The sequence below is a fragment of the Phenylobacterium sp. genome (assembly GCF_036563385.1).
Taxonomy (GTDB): domain Bacteria; phylum Pseudomonadota; class Alphaproteobacteria; order Caulobacterales; family Caulobacteraceae; genus Phenylobacterium.
On the sequence record NZ_DATCML010000004.1, the window covers coordinates 945,215 to 957,914 of the forward strand.

The following is a 12,700-nucleotide window of genomic DNA, read 5'->3' on the forward strand; positions in this document are numbered from 1 at the left end:
CCGGACCAAGGTCATCGGGCAGGGCTCTAACAGAGGTGGGCCGCGGATAGAAGCGGCTGATCCTCCTCTCCTGCGCCGAAGGCGTGGGAGAGGAGGAGGCTCATGCCCCCAGCAGCGCCCGGGCGTCGCGGGCGTCCTGCATCACCTGGGCGGTCATGACCTCGAGGCTCTCGAACTTCTCCTCGGGTCGCAGGAAGGCGATCAGGTCGGTCTCGATGACCTGGTCGTAGAGGTCCTCGTCGAAGTCGAACAGCCAGACCTCCAGCAGGGGCGCGGTCACGCCCTCCACCGTCGGGTTCACGCCGATGTTGGCCACGCCGGGCAGCCGACGGCCGTCCTGCAGCCGGGTGCGCGTGGCGTAGACGCCGAACCGCGGCACCACGTAGTCCTTCAGCGCCACATTGGCGGTGGGGAAGCCGAGCTTGCGGCCGAGCTGGCGGCCGCGCTGGACCACGCCCTCGATGGCGAACGGCCGGCCGAGGATCTCGGCGGCGACCTCCGGGCGGCCGTCCCGCAGGGCCTCGCGGATCGCCGTGGAGGAGAACTTCACGCCGCCGTGGTCGCCCACCGGCTCGGCCACCGAGACGCCGAAGCCGAGCGCCTCGCCATAGGCCCGCATGGTCTGCGGCGTGCCGGTGCGGCCCTTGCCGAAGGAGTTGTCGAAGCCGACGGCCACGTGCCGGGCGCCCAGGCCGTCGTGCAGCACGCGCTCGGCGAACTCGCGGTCGGTCATGTTGGCCAGTTCGCCGTCCCACGGCAGGACGTAGACCGTGTCCACGCCCAGCGCCTCCAGCGCCCGGGCCTGCTGGTCGAACCGCATCAGCCGGAAGGCGGGCTCCTCGGGGCGGAAGTAGGCGCGCGGGTGCGGGTCAAAGGTGATCACGCCGGTGGGGCAGCCCAGTTCGCCGGCCGCCTTGGCGGCGAGCGCGATGACCTCCTGGTGGCCCCGGTGCACGCCGTCGAAGCTGCCCATCGCCACCGCCGCGCCCTTGTCGCCCGGCGGCAGGTCCTTCCAGCCGCGGATCACCCGGACGCGGGTCATGCGCCGCGGCGGGCCACCATGACCACGGCCTCGCCGTCGATCACGGTCTTGCCGTCCACCTGGCAGACGGTCTCCAGGGTGACGTGGGCCCGCTTCTCGTCGATCGCCTTGACGCTCACCCGCGCGGTGACCGGATCGCCGATCTTCACCGGCCGGCGGAAGCGCAGCTGCTGCGACAGGTAGATGGCCCCCGGCCCCGGCAGCTTGGTGCCGAGCACCGCGGAAATGTAGGCCGCGCCCAGCATGCCGTGGGCGATGCGGCCGCCGAAGGTGGTGGTCTTCGCGTAGGCCTCGTCCAGGTGCACCGGATTGGTGTCGTGGCTGACCTCGGCGAAGGCCTCGATGTCGCCCGCGCCCACCACATGGGTCAGCTCGGCGCTCTGCCCCACGCTCAGCTCGTCCAGATAGAGACCCTGCACGCCCGCGCTCCCGTTCACCGCCAACCCTTAGCCGGGAAGGCCGCGCCTCACCAGACCAGGTCGGCCATGGCCCAGCGGGCGGAGAGGCCCTCCACCGCCAGCAGGTGCTCGACCACCTTCGGCTGGAGCCGGCCGTTCTGCACGCTCTCCTCGCCGTGGATGCCGTTGGCGATGAACAGGACGTCCAGCTTCTGGGCGTTGGCGCCGCGGATGTCGGTGCCCAGGCCGTCGCCGATGCAAAGCACCCGGCTGCGGTCCACCGGCCGCCCCAGCCGCTCGGCGGCGCGGGCCAGCGCCAGGTCGTAGATCGCCGGGTGCGGCTTGCCGGCCATCAGCACCCGGCCGTCTAGCGCCTCGTAGAGCTGGGCCAGCGCGCCGCCGCAGTAGATCAGCTTGTCGCCGCGCTGCACCACGATGTCCGGGTTGGCGCAGACCATTTCCAGGCCGCGCGCGATCGCCTTGCGGAAGTCGTCCCGGTAGTCCTCGGGCGTGTCGGCCTCGTCGTCGAACGGTCCGGTGCAGGAGATGAACTTCGCCGCGTCGAGCGGCGCCTCCTCCAGCCCCAGGCCCTCGTACAGCGGCCAGTCGCGGTCCGGGCCGATCTTCCAGGCGGGCCCCGGCGCGCGCTCCGCCAGCAGCACGCGGGTGGCGTCGCCCGAGGTGACCACCTCGGCGAAGGTTCCCTGGGGCACGGCGAACTGCTCGCCCAGCTGCTCGACCACCGGCCCGTTCGGGCGCGGCGCATTGGAGATCAGGATCACCGGCCCCCGCTCGCCGTTGAACCGGCCGAGGGCGTCCACGGCCCCCGGGAAAGCCTCGCGCCCGTTGTGGATCACCCCCCAGATATCGCTGAGGATCACGTCGTAGCGGTCGGCGATCTCGGAAAGCCCGGAGGCATAGGTCGGGGGAGCGGTCATGGCCGCCGGGCTAACCCATGGAGGATGCCGCGGGAAGCCCAATCTCCTCTCCCGCGCCGGAGGCGTGGGAGAGGGTAGGGTGAGGGCCGGTGCGTGCGGCGGTCTCGCGCCGGATGGGAGCTCAAGGGCCCTTGGTCCCAGATCCGGAGCTGGCCCAGCCGGCCCTCACCCTACCCTCTCCCGCAAGCGGGAGAGGAGGCTCAGCCTCTAGTACCGCCCGCCGATCACCCGCCGGGCCAGCGGGTGGCTCAGCTGCGGGCGGAGCGCCGGGGCGGGCGGCGTGGCCTCCGCCAGGACCGCGTCGCGGATGGCGCGCGGCTCGCCGAACAGGTGGCCCTGGCCATAGCGGATGTCGAGCTCCAGGATGTCCACCACCTGGCGCTCGCCCTCGACTTTCTCGGCGATGATCTCGACGCCGTAGCGGCGGTTCAGCGCCGCGTAGTCCTCGGCGGCGAGGTCGGGCAGGCTGCGCAGAACGAGCCGGCCGTCCACCTCGGTGAGTTCGTCCAGCAGCATCTGGGCGCCCACCTTGATGAACTTCACGTCCGAGCGGGCGAGGTCCTGCAGGTCCAGGTCGAGGTCGACCACCTTGTCCAGGCTGAAGCGGAAGCCCAGCTCGGCCAGCTTGGCCATGTTGCGCGCCTGTATGGCGCCGCGGCTGTCGAACGCCGCCTGGCCGATCTCGAAGATCAGGGCGTCGGCCAGGTCGCGGTTCTCCTTCAGCAGGTCGATGAACTGCGGGAAGAACACCTCGTCGCCCAGGCTGGCCATGGAGATGTTGCAGAAGATGCCCACGCGCCGGTCCTTCGCCGCCAGGCGCCGGACGATCTGCACGCAGCGGAACAGCAGCAGGTTGTCGATGGCGGTGACCAGGCCGCCGGGCTCGGCCACCGACAGGTATTCGGCCGGCATCAGCACCCGGCCGGTCTCGTCGCGCAGGCGCGAGAAGCTCTCGTAGAACACCGTCTTGCGCTGCGGCAGGCCGACGATCGGCTGCAGGTAGAGGTCGACGCGGTTCTCGGTCAGCGCCTCGCGCACCGTGTCCATCAGGAGCCCCGTGCTGCGGTGCGCCGAGTTGTGGCCAAGCCGCGCGGCGAGGCTCGAGGAACCGCCGGCGGGCGAGGCGGCGGCGGCCGCCGGCCGCTCCTCCAGCCGCTGCTGCAGGCGCTCCACCAGGCCCTCCAGCATGTGGACCTCGTCGGCGATCTCCTCGGACTTGTCATGGTCCTGGGCGGCGACAGCGGCGACCTCGGTCACCTTGGCGTCCAGCCGCTCCACCTGGTCGATGAGGATCTTGTGGGCCTCGCGCACCTGGTCGATCTCGGCGCGGATGGCGGCGTTCTCGATCAGCCGGGCGATGATCCCGTGCAGGGCCATGCACAGGCCGATGCTGGCGACGAAGGCCGACACGCCTGCGCCCCAGCCGCCGCCGTTGCGCCACAGCGACAGCCCGACGGTCAGCGAGATGCACAGGTAGCTGGCGCCGAGGAGGGCTGGGGTGAGCCGCCGCATGGTCCCTGTCCGAATCACACGGAAGTATCCGCTGCGTTCTCCGCAGGTGTCGAATGGATTAACCGTCGCAGTAGGATCGGGCGGCTGGCTGTCCCGGCCGAGATAAGTTATCGCTGTTCAGGTAAACCGCCGCGGCAGATGGCGGTCTGGGTGAGGATCACATGGCGACCGAGCATTTCGACGTGGTTGTGGTGGGTGCGGGCCTCTCCGGCGTCGGCGCCGGCTGGCACCTGCAGAACGAGGCGCCGGACCGCTCCTACGTGATCCTCGAGGGCCGCGACGCCATCGGCGGCACCTGGGACCTGTTCCGCTACCCGGGCATCCGCTCCGACAGCGACATGTACACCCTGGGCTACGCCTTCAAGCCGTGGAAGGAGGCCAAGGCGATCGCCGACGGCCCCTCCATCCTCAACTACGTGCGCGAGACCGCCCGTGAGCACGGCGTCGACCGCCACATCCGCTTCCGCCACAAGGTGACGAGCGCCAGCTGGTCCACCGAGGACGCGCTCTGGACCGTGCAGGCGCAGACCGAGGGGCGGACCGTCCGCTTCACCTGCAACTTCCTGTTCCTCTGCGGCGGCTACTATTCGTACGAGGGCGGCTACATGCCGGAGTTCCCCGGCGCGGAGCGCTTCGGCGGCCGCATCGTCCATCCGCAGCAGTGGCCGGAAGACCTCGACTACGCCGGCAAGAGGGTGGTGGTGATCGGCTCGGGCGCGACCGCTGTCACCCTGGTGCCGGAGATGGCCAAGACCGCCGCCCACGTGACCATGCTGCAGCGCTCGCCCACCTACGTCGTCAGCCGGCCGGCCGAGGACAAGGCGGCCAACTGGCTCCGTTCCAAACTGCCGGGGAAGCTCGCCTACGACATCATCCGTTGGCGCAACGTGCTGTTCGGCATGTACTTCTACCGGATCGCGCGCAACAAGCCCGAGGCGGTGAAGGCCCGCATCGTCGGCATGGTCCGCCAGCAGCTGGGCCCCGACTACGACGTCGAGACGCACTTCACGCCGCGCTACAATCCCTGGGACCAGCGGGTCTGCCTGGTGCCCGACGCCGACCTCTTTCAGGCGATCAAGGCCGGGACCGCCTCGGTCGTGACCGACCACATCGAGACCTTCGACGAAACCGGCATCCGGCTGAAGTCCGGCGAGCGCCTGGACGCCGACGTGATCGTCACGGCCACCGGCCTGAACCTGCAGGTGATGAACGGGCTCGAGCTCACCGTCGACGGCCGCAAGGTCGAGCCCGGAAAGACGCTGTCCTACAAGGGGATGATGTACGAGGGCGTGCCGAACCTGGCGTCGGCCTTCGGCTACACCAACGCGTCCTGGACGCTGAAGTGCGACCTGACGTGCGAGTACGTCACCCGCCTGCTGAACCACATGAAGAAGACCGGCATGCGCCAGGCGACGCCGCGCAACACGGAGGGCGAGATGGAGCTCCTGCCTTGGCTCGACTTCAATTCGGGCTACGTGCTCCGCGCCATGGACAAGTTCCCCAAGCAGGGCGCCCGCGCCCCCTGGAAACTGCACCAGAACTACGCCCGCGACCTGATGCTGCTCCGCTACGCCAAGCTCGAAGACGGCGCCATGCAGTTCTCCAATCCCGCGCCCGCCCGCACCGCCGCCGCCCCCGCCAAGCTCGCAGCGGAATGACCGCCCCCCTCTCCCGCGCCGGAGGCGTGGGAGAGGGCAGGGTGAGGGCCGGCTCGTACGCTCGGGCTCGCACCGGATGCGAACCCGAGGGCCCTTGGACTATCGGAGCTCGGTCCTCCGTGTCTCGTGCGGCAAGCTCGAGGGGCCTCGGGCTCGCATCCGGTGCGGCCGCTCTGCACGAGCCGGCCCTCACCCTACCCTCTCCCCTGCGGGGAGAGGCGAGCGGTGGCCTCGGCGATGGGGTCCCAGCCCGGGCGGTCTCCGCCAAGCGCGTCCAAAATCGTCGCGCAGACGCCATCCGTATTGGTGAGGGCTTCACTGTTCCAGAACCGCAGCACGCGAAGTCCCCGCCGCTCCAGGTAGACGGTCCGGCGCTGGTCGTAGTCCAGCTGCTCTGCGTGCTGTGCGCCGTCGAGTTCCACAACCAGGCGGCCTTCCGGGCAGAGGAAGTCCGCGATGTAGCGGCCGACAGGAACTTGCCGCCGCCACTTCCAGCCGCCGAGCTTGCGGTCGCGGAGCGATCTCCAGAGCCGGGCTTCGGCGTCGGTGTCTTCAAGCCTCAGGCGCTGCGCACGTCGGCGCGCGAGCCGCGCGCGCTGGTTTCGCACAATGCCCATTCTCAGAACATTGCGCGAACGACCTTCTCGATCAACTGCCCGGAGGCGGACGTCAGCGCGTCGGGACGGGCGTCTCGCCGCGGTAGTCGTAGAAGCCGCGGCCGGCCTTGCGGCCCAGCCAGCCGGCCTCGACGTACTTCACCAGCAGCGGGCAGGGCCGGTACTTGGAGTCGGCCAGGCCTTCGTGCAGGACGTTCATGATCGACAGCACCGTGTCGAGGCCGATGAAGTCGCCGAGCTCCAGCGGCCCCATGGGGTGGTTCGCGCCCAGCTTCATGGCCGTGTCGATGGCGTCCACCGTGCCCACGCCCTCGTAGAGGGTGTAGATCGCCTCGTTGATCATCGGCACCAGGATGCGGTTGACGATGAAGGCCGGGAAATCCTCGGCGTTGGAGGTGGTCTTGCCCAGCGACTTGGCGAAGTTCACCGCTGTCTCGTAGGTGTCCGGGCCCGTGGCGATGCCGCGGATGATCTCCACCAGCTTCATCAGCGGCACCGGGTTCATGAAGTGCAGGCCGATGAACCGCTCGGGCCGGTCGGTGGCCGAGGCCAGCCGGGTGATCGAGATCGAGGAGGTGTTGGAGGCCAGGATGGTGTCCTTGGCCAGGTGCGGCGACAGCGCCTTGAAGATGGTCTTCTTGACCTCTTCGTCCTCGGTGGCCGCCTCGATCGCGAGGTCCGTGCCGCCGATGGTCTGCAGCTCGTCGGCCGGCTTGATGCGCTTCAGCGCGTCTTCCATGGCCTCGGGGGTGATGATGCCCCGCGCCACCTGCCGGGTCATGTTCTTCTCGATGGCGCTGACGCCCGCCTTGATGCGGTCGCCGCTGACGTCGTGCAGCATGACGTCGTAGCCGCCGAGCGCGCAGACGTGGGCGATGCCGGAGCCCATCTGGCCGGCGCCGATCACGCCGACCGTCTTGATCTGAACCATAGAGTCTTGAGCCTCGAGTGGCGGGCGCAATCGTTCGCACCCGCGGTATGGGGCGGCTATTAACATCGGCTATTGCGGCGCAGACAAGGCCTTTGCTGCGGCGCAGCGTGAGCTTGGCCGTGCACTGTGGCGCCTAAGCCCGCTCCAGCTCCTGCTGGGGTTGCGCGCCCTGCGCCTCGGCTAGCAGCCAATCGCGCAGGGCGTGTATGCGGGGGAGCTTGCGGCTGTCCGCCCGCCAGACGACGAAAAAGCCGAGCTCTGAGGGCACGCTGACCTCGAAGGGCCGCACCAGCCGGCCGGTGGCGAGGTCCTGCTCGATCAGGCCGCTGCGGGCTAGCGCGACGCCCAGCCCCTGTGCGGCGGCCTCCAGCAGCATGGCCGAATCCTCGAACAGCAGGCCCTGCTGCGGCGGGGTCTCCAGGCCGAACTGGCCGAACCACAGGCTCCACGGCCGGTGGCCATGGTGCAGCAGCGGGGCCTCCAGCAGGTCCTCGGGACAGCACCAGCGGCGCTGCGCGGCGACCGCCGGGCTGCAGACCGGGAACAGGGTCTCGGAGAACAGCCGCGCCGCTTCCACGCCGTCCCACTGGCCGCTTCCGTAGCGGACGCCCACGTCCACGCCGTCGGTGACGAAGTTCGCCCGCCGCTCCTCCACCCGCAGTTCGACGTTCTTGCCGGCCGGCGCCTCCAGCAGGCGCGAGAGCCGGCTCGGCAGCCAGCGGTTGGCGAACTGCGGGTCGAGGCTGACCACCAGGGGATCGCGCTCGGCGGCGGCGGCGAAGGCGGCCACGGCGTTCTGCAGCACGCCGATCCCGCGGCCCACCTCCGCGGCCAGCCGCTCGGCCTCCGGCGTCGGGATCATGGCGTTGCCGCGGCGCTCGAACAGGCGCGCGCCGAGCTCCTCCTCCAGCTTGCGGATCTGCTGGCTCACCGCGCCGTGCGTCACCGACAGCTCGTCGGCGGCGCGGCTGTAGCTGCGGTGCCGGGCGGCGGCTTCGAGGGCGCGCAGGGCGAAGAAGGGCGGCAGGCGGGTCACGCCCAAGGTTGTTAGCTCAGGTAACAACCAAGCGCAAAATCTATCGTTCGCGGAAGGACCGGCCGCGGCCTAAATCATTCTCGACGGCGCCGAGACAAACCGAACCAAATCAAGGAACTGGAACGATGAAGACCAAGCTTCTCGTCTTGGGCGTCGGCGCCCTGCTGCTCGGGGTGGAAGGCGTCCGCGCCGCCCCGGCGGCCTATGCCCAGGCCTATGTGGCCAGCGTCTCGGCCCAGGCCGACGCCCGCCTCGCCAACGCCGGAGTCACCCCTCCCGCGCTGGTCAAGGTCCGCGGCGTGCTGAGCGGCGACCGGCTGCAGAACGCCCGGGTGGTGGAGACCAGCGGCGACCTCGCCGCCGACCGCGCCGTCGAGCAGGCGCTGCGCCGGCTGAAGGTGGCCCCCACGCCGCCCGAGCTTTCCGGGCGGGAGGTGGTGCTGACCGTGGGCGCCCCGCCCATCGTCCAGGCGCGCACGCCCTGACCCCCCGACCCGAACACCACGTCCGGGGCGGGCCCGGCGCGACCCCACCGCGCACGGTCCGCTCGAGGGCGAGGGGGCGGCTGTCCTGGAGCCGCCCCCTTTTTTCATGCCCGGCCGTATTCCGCAGCGAACCGCTGTAGGCTCCCGCCGATGAAGTCCCTGCTGATCGTCTGGCATTCCCGCACCGGCGGCGCGCAGCAGATGGCCGAGGCCGCCGCCAAGGGCGCGGGCGGCGAGCCCGGCGTCACCACCCGACTGCTGCCCGCCGAGGCGACCCAGGCGGCCGACGTGCTGGCCGCCGACGGCTACCTGTTCGCAGCCCCGGAGAACCTCGCCAGCCTCTCGGGCGAGATGAAGGCCTTCTTCGATCGCACCTACTACGACGTGCTCGACCAGATCGCGGGGCGGCCCTACGCCCTCCTGGTCTGCGCCGGCTCGGACGGCCAGGGCGTGGTGCGCCAGGTCGCCCGCATCGCGACCGGCTGGCGGCTGAAGCCGGCGGCCGAGCCGCTGGTGGTGATCACCGGCGCTCAGGACGGTCCGGCGATCTGGGCCCCGAAAACGATCGACGAGGCGGACCTCGCCCGTTGCGCGGAACTGGGCCAGGCGCTCGCCGCGGGCCTCGCCCTCGGGATCTTCTAGGGTGGCAGGCGGCGCGCGGCCGCGCTTCGTCTCAGGTCCCGATGGAGAACGGCGGCGACGCCGGCCGGGTGAGGGTGAGCACGGGGCGCGCGCCCGACCACACGGCGATCTGGTGCACGTCCGGGGTGCGCTGCATCAGGGCGCCGGCCGTTTGTAGGGCGAGGTCGTCCGAGGACAGCTGGTGCGCCTGGAAACCCACCGGCTCGCCGTCCTCCCCCGAGCAGTAGAAGGCGTAGAGCACGGTGGCGTGGAGCATGGCGGCGTCCTCTCGACCTCTGCAGGAATGCCGGCGGGGCGGCCCAGGTTGCAGCGGCCGTCGCGCAGCTCTGGCGGCCGTCGGAATTCGCGCTAGTTTGCCGGCATGCGCATTCTCCTGCTCGTCGCCGCCCTGACCGTCGCCACTGGCGCCGCCGCCCAGCCGCTACCGGCCGAGCCGCCGCTGCTGCGCGAGCTTCCGGCCCAGGTCTCGCCCGAGCGCCTGCGGGCCGACATCGCGCGGATGGTCTCCTTCGGCACCCGCCACACTCTGTCGGAGACCAGGTCCGACAAGCGGGGCATCGGCGCCGCCCGCCGCTGGGTCGCCGCCGAGTTCGCGAGCATCGGGAAGGACTGCGGAGGCTGCCTCACCGTCGCCACGCCCTCGGCCGTGGTGACCGCGCCGCCGCGGGTGCCCACGCCCACCGAGATCGTGGACGTGCTGGCCATCCAGCGCGGGACCACCGATCCGGACCGGGTGGTGATCATCTCCGGCCACCTGGATTCCCGCGTCACCGACGTCATGGACTTCAAGTCGGACGCGCCTGGCGCGAACGACGACGCCTCGGGCGTGGCCGCCGTGCTCGAAGCCGCCCGCGTGCTGTCGAAGCACAGGTTCGCGGCCACCATCGTCTACGCCGCGCTGTCGGGCGAGGAGCAGGGGCTGCACGGCGGCAAGATCCTGGCCGACTACGCCGCCCAGCAGGGCTGGCGCGTGGTGGCCAACCTCAACAACGACATCGTCGGCAACACCGAGGGCGTCGGCGGGGTGCGCGACAACACCCACGTGCGGGTCTTCTCGGAGGGCACCCGCGCCATCGAGACGCCGGAGGAGGCGAACCGCCGGCGCTACAACGGCGGCGAGGTGGACAGCCCCTCGCGTCAGGTCGCCCGCTACCTGGACGGCCTTGCCGACCGCTACCTGACCAACTTCGACGTTGTGATGGTCTACCGCACCGACCGCTTCGGCCGCGGCGGCGACCAGGTCCGCATGCTGGAGGCGGGCTATCCCGCGGTCCGCGTGACCGAGGCGACCGAGAACTACAACCGCCAGCACCAGGACCTGCGCACGGAGAAGGAGATCCGCTACGGCGACACCCTGGACGGGGTGGACTTCCCCTACCTCGCGCAGGTGACCCGGCTGAACATCCTGGGCCTGGCGGCGCTGGCCGCCGCCCCTGCGCCGCCCACCGGCGTCGACATCTCGGGCGCGGTCACCGCCGACACCACGGTGAAGTGGACGCCCGCGCCCGACGCGGCCGCCTATCGCGTCTGGTGGCGCGGCACGACCGACCCGACGTGGCGCTACAGCCGCGTCGTGCCGCCCACTGGCGAGGCGAAGCTGACCGGGGTCAATATCGACGACTGGTTCTTCGGCGTCAGCGCCGTGGGCCGCGACGGGCACGAAAGCCCGGTGGTGTTCCCGGGCGCCCCCGGCCGGTGGGCCCGCGAGGCGCCGGCGCCAGCGGCGCGATAGAAAAAATCCGCTCACCCCGGCGAAAGCCGGGGCCCAAGCTGGCTTAGGGTCGTTGCTCGCGCGGGAGCCGCTACTCGCGCGCGCCCACCTCCGTCTCGACCCAGGCGTCCTCGTGCTCCCAGAGGTGCTCGGTCTTGCAGGCTGGGCAGTGGTAGCGCTGGCGGGACAGCCGGATCAGCCGGAAGGTGCCGGCGTCCATGCTCAGGCGGGTGGGGACGACCTGGCCGGTCTCCGGGCATCGGGTGAGGACTCGGGGCACGCGCAACTCCGCAGGTGACGGGCGGGAGCGCGACTTGTCTCTCGGGCCGCCACAGGCCAGGTGAAGAGCGGCGGCTCCGGGAGCCTGCGCACAGACCGGCGGCGAACACAACGGCGGGCAGCGTCGCGGCTCGCGCAACCCGATCCGGGCTTCGCGGGTTCTGGTCCGCGGCGTCCGACGGCGCCGGGGGACCCAGAGGGACATGGCCGCGCCGCGAGGCGCGCAGACTGGACTGGACCATGCCTGCTGCTTCCCGAGATCTCCGCCGCCCCGCCCTGCTGATCGCCGCCAGCGCGCTCGCGCTCGGCCTGGCCGGCTGTCGCGTCGACAACCGCCCGCTCCTGGCCCGCGGCGAGCCGGACCCCGGTCCCGCTTACGCCGCCCAGCCCCTGGGCGGCGGCTACCCCTATGACCTTGGGCCGCTGGACCCGGCCGAGCCGGTCCGCGTCGTCCCCGTCAGCGAGGCCTACGACGGCTATGCTCTGGCGGAGCGGGCCTACGCCTATGACCGCGTCGCCTGGCAGGCGCCGCCGGACTACGGCTTCCGCTACGGGGACGAGGAGCCCTGGGCCTGGGAGACGGCCGGGGATGAGCTGATGTTCGCCGAGCCGCTCGATGACGGCTACCGCTTCTACTACTACGAGCCCGGCGAGGCTTACCCCTACTTCGTGCGCGACCCGCACTATGGCTACGCTTACGGCGACGATGGCGTGCTGTCGGCGGTGTTCAACGCCGCCGGCGCGCTCCTGGGGGCCGATCAGCTCTACGGTATGGCCGGTATCGCCGGCAGCTACCTGACCCGCGGGTATGACCTGCACCGCGTCTATTACGCCGAGCCCCGCTACGCGCTGGCGTCCGACCCGGTCTGGTACGACCGCTGGGAGGACCGCTACCCGGTGCTGCGGTCGTCCTGGGAGCCGTGGATGGCGGCGGCCGACCGGGTCGAGCCCTGGCGCGCGTACCGGATCTCCACCGGCGGGCGCGAGCTGCGCGCCTTCGAGCCCGAGCTCCATCGCCGGGAAAAGGCGCTCGCCAAGCTCGACCGCAAGCTCGCCAAGGCTGACGAGAAGGCCTTCCGCCGGGCGGTGGGCGAGGAGCGGCGCGAGCTTCGTGTGGCGCACGGGCCGCCAGCCCCCGCCCCGCGCTTCGAGGATCGCCACGGGCGCGACGACCACCGTGGCCGCGGGCGCGGTCACGACGCCGAGCGCCAGCCCGGGCGCGAGGCGCGGCCCATGGCCGTGGCGGAGAACCGGGCGTTCGCCCCCGATCGCGGCCCCGACGGCCGCGGGCGCGGCGGCGGCTGGAAGGCGGAGGACCGCGGCGGCGGCGGCCCCGGCGGTCATGGCGGTCACGGCGGCGGCCCCGGCAAGGGCCACGGCGGCGGCGGCCACGGCGGTGGCGACAAGGGTGGCGACCACGGCGGCGGCAAGGGCAAGGGGCGCGACTAGCC

General features: G+C 71.3%; 14 protein-coding genes. 5 read left to right on the forward strand and 9 right to left on the reverse strand.

Annotation, left to right across the window (positions count from 1 at the left end):
* Positions 1 to 100: 100 nt before the first annotated feature.
* The 4 genes from VIL67_RS05525 to tipF form a co-directional block, all read right to left on the reverse strand.
* Positions 101 to 1,042: a bifunctional riboflavin kinase/FAD synthetase gene (locus VIL67_RS05525; RefSeq protein ID WP_332047834.1), complete on the reverse strand. Its 942-nt coding sequence runs from the start codon at positions 1,040 to 1,042 to the stop codon at positions 101 to 103.
* Entirely contained in the window at positions 1,039 to 1,461 is a 423-nt protein-coding gene (locus VIL67_RS05530) for a MaoC family dehydratase (RefSeq protein ID WP_332047835.1), read from the reverse strand. The genes VIL67_RS05525 and VIL67_RS05530 overlap by 4 nt, the downstream gene beginning before the upstream one ends.
* 47 nt (positions 1,462 to 1,508) lie before the next feature.
* The gene (locus tag VIL67_RS05535) at positions 1,509 to 2,378 is read right to left on the reverse strand and encodes a TIGR01459 family HAD-type hydrolase (RefSeq protein WP_332047836.1); all 870 of its coding nucleotides are present in this window, start codon (positions 2,376 to 2,378) and stop codon (positions 1,509 to 1,511) included.
* A 207-nt stretch (positions 2,379 to 2,585) separates the two neighbouring features.
* Positions 2,586 to 3,890: a flagella assembly cyclic-di-GMP phosphodiesterase TipF gene (gene tipF / locus VIL67_RS05540; RefSeq protein WP_332047837.1), complete on the reverse strand. Its 1,305-nt coding sequence runs from the start codon at positions 3,888 to 3,890 to the stop codon at positions 2,586 to 2,588.
* Between the two features lie 161 nt (positions 3,891 to 4,051).
* Here tipF and VIL67_RS05545 point away from each other — a divergent pair, with 161 nt between their 5' ends.
* Positions 4,052 to 5,548: a flavin-containing monooxygenase gene (locus VIL67_RS05545; protein WP_332047838.1), complete on the forward strand. Its 1,497-nt coding sequence runs from the start codon at positions 4,052 to 4,054 to the stop codon at positions 5,546 to 5,548.
* Positions 5,549 to 5,742: 194 nt separating this feature from the next.
* Here VIL67_RS05545 and VIL67_RS05550 read toward each other — a convergent pair whose 3' ends face one another.
* The 3 genes from VIL67_RS05550 to gcvA form a co-directional block, all read right to left on the reverse strand.
* Positions 5,743 to 6,156 (reverse strand): endonuclease domain-containing protein, encoded by a 414-nt coding sequence (locus VIL67_RS05550; protein WP_332047839.1) that lies wholly within the window; start codon positions 6,154 to 6,156, stop codon positions 5,743 to 5,745.
* Positions 6,157 to 6,217: 61 nt separating this feature from the next.
* Positions 6,218 to 7,096, reverse strand: coding sequence for a 3-hydroxybutyryl-CoA dehydrogenase (locus tag VIL67_RS05555; RefSeq protein WP_332047840.1), 879 nt, complete (start codon positions 7,094 to 7,096; stop codon positions 6,218 to 6,220).
* Between the two features lie 133 nt (positions 7,097 to 7,229).
* Entirely contained in the window at positions 7,230 to 8,132 is a 903-nt protein-coding gene (gcvA, locus tag VIL67_RS05560; RefSeq protein ID WP_332047996.1) for a transcriptional regulator GcvA, read from the reverse strand.
* A gap of 125 nt (positions 8,133 to 8,257) precedes the next feature.
* On the opposite strand from gcvA, the gene VIL67_RS05565 reads away from it, so the two are divergent.
* Both VIL67_RS05565 and VIL67_RS05570 read left to right on the forward strand, forming a co-directional pair.
* The gene (locus VIL67_RS05565; RefSeq protein WP_332047841.1) at positions 8,258 to 8,617 is read left to right on the forward strand and encodes a TonB C-terminal domain-containing protein; all 360 of its coding nucleotides are present in this window, start codon (positions 8,258 to 8,260) and stop codon (positions 8,615 to 8,617) included.
* A gap of 150 nt (positions 8,618 to 8,767) precedes the next feature.
* Entirely contained in the window at positions 8,768 to 9,259 is a 492-nt protein-coding gene (locus tag VIL67_RS05570) for a flavodoxin family protein (protein ID WP_332047842.1), read from the forward strand.
* Between the two features lie 31 nt (positions 9,260 to 9,290).
* Here the strand turns inward: VIL67_RS05570 and VIL67_RS05575 are convergent, their stop codons facing one another.
* A complete protein-coding gene (locus VIL67_RS05575) occupies positions 9,291 to 9,515 on the reverse strand; it encodes a hypothetical protein (RefSeq protein ID WP_332047843.1) in 225 nt (74 codons plus the stop codon).
* A 105-nt stretch (positions 9,516 to 9,620) separates the two neighbouring features.
* On the opposite strand from VIL67_RS05575, the gene VIL67_RS05580 reads away from it, so the two are divergent.
* Positions 9,621 to 10,991 (forward strand): M28 family peptidase, encoded by a 1,371-nt coding sequence (locus tag VIL67_RS05580; RefSeq protein ID WP_332047844.1) that lies wholly within the window; start codon positions 9,621 to 9,623, stop codon positions 10,989 to 10,991.
* Positions 10,992 to 11,061: 70 nt separating this feature from the next.
* Here the strand turns inward: VIL67_RS05580 and VIL67_RS05585 are convergent, their stop codons facing one another.
* Positions 11,062 to 11,250, reverse strand: a complete 189-nt coding sequence (locus VIL67_RS05585) for a hypothetical protein (protein ID WP_332047845.1) — start codon at positions 11,248 to 11,250, stop codon at positions 11,062 to 11,064.
* A 239-nt stretch (positions 11,251 to 11,489) separates the two neighbouring features.
* On the opposite strand from VIL67_RS05585, the gene VIL67_RS05590 reads away from it, so the two are divergent.
* Positions 11,490 to 12,698, forward strand: coding sequence for a hypothetical protein (locus VIL67_RS05590; RefSeq protein WP_332047846.1), 1,209 nt, complete (start codon positions 11,490 to 11,492; stop codon positions 12,696 to 12,698).
* Positions 12,699 to 12,700 lie beyond the last annotated feature (2 nt).

Coding starts and splice junctions, on each gene's coding strand:
- VIL67_RS05525 (WP_332047834.1), bottom strand. CDS start 1,042: ATGACCCGCGTCCGGGTGATCCGCGGCTGGAAGGACCTGCCGCCGGGC.
- VIL67_RS05535 (WP_332047836.1), bottom strand. CDS start 2,378: ATGACCGCTCCCCCGACCTATGCCTCCGGGCTTTCCGAGATCGCCGAC.
- tipF (WP_332047837.1), bottom strand. CDS start 3,890: ATGCGGCGGCTCACCCCAGCCCTCCTCGGCGCCAGCTACCTGTGCATC.
- VIL67_RS05545 (WP_332047838.1), top strand. CDS start 4,052: ATGGCGACCGAGCATTTCGACGTGGTTGTGGTGGGTGCGGGCCTCTCC.
- VIL67_RS05555 (WP_332047840.1), bottom strand. CDS start 7,096: ATGGTTCAGATCAAGACGGTCGGCGTGATCGGCGCCGGCCAGATGGGC.
- VIL67_RS05565 (WP_332047841.1), top strand. CDS start 8,258: ATGAAGACCAAGCTTCTCGTCTTGGGCGTCGGCGCCCTGCTGCTCGGG.
- VIL67_RS05570 (WP_332047842.1), top strand. CDS start 8,768: ATGAAGTCCCTGCTGATCGTCTGGCATTCCCGCACCGGCGGCGCGCAG.
- VIL67_RS05575 (WP_332047843.1), bottom strand. CDS start 9,515: ATGCTCCACGCCACCGTGCTCTACGCCTTCTACTGCTCGGGGGAGGAC.
- VIL67_RS05580 (WP_332047844.1), top strand. CDS start 9,621: ATGCGCATTCTCCTGCTCGTCGCCGCCCTGACCGTCGCCACTGGCGCC.
- VIL67_RS05590 (WP_332047846.1), top strand. CDS start 11,490: ATGCCTGCTGCTTCCCGAGATCTCCGCCGCCCCGCCCTGCTGATCGCC.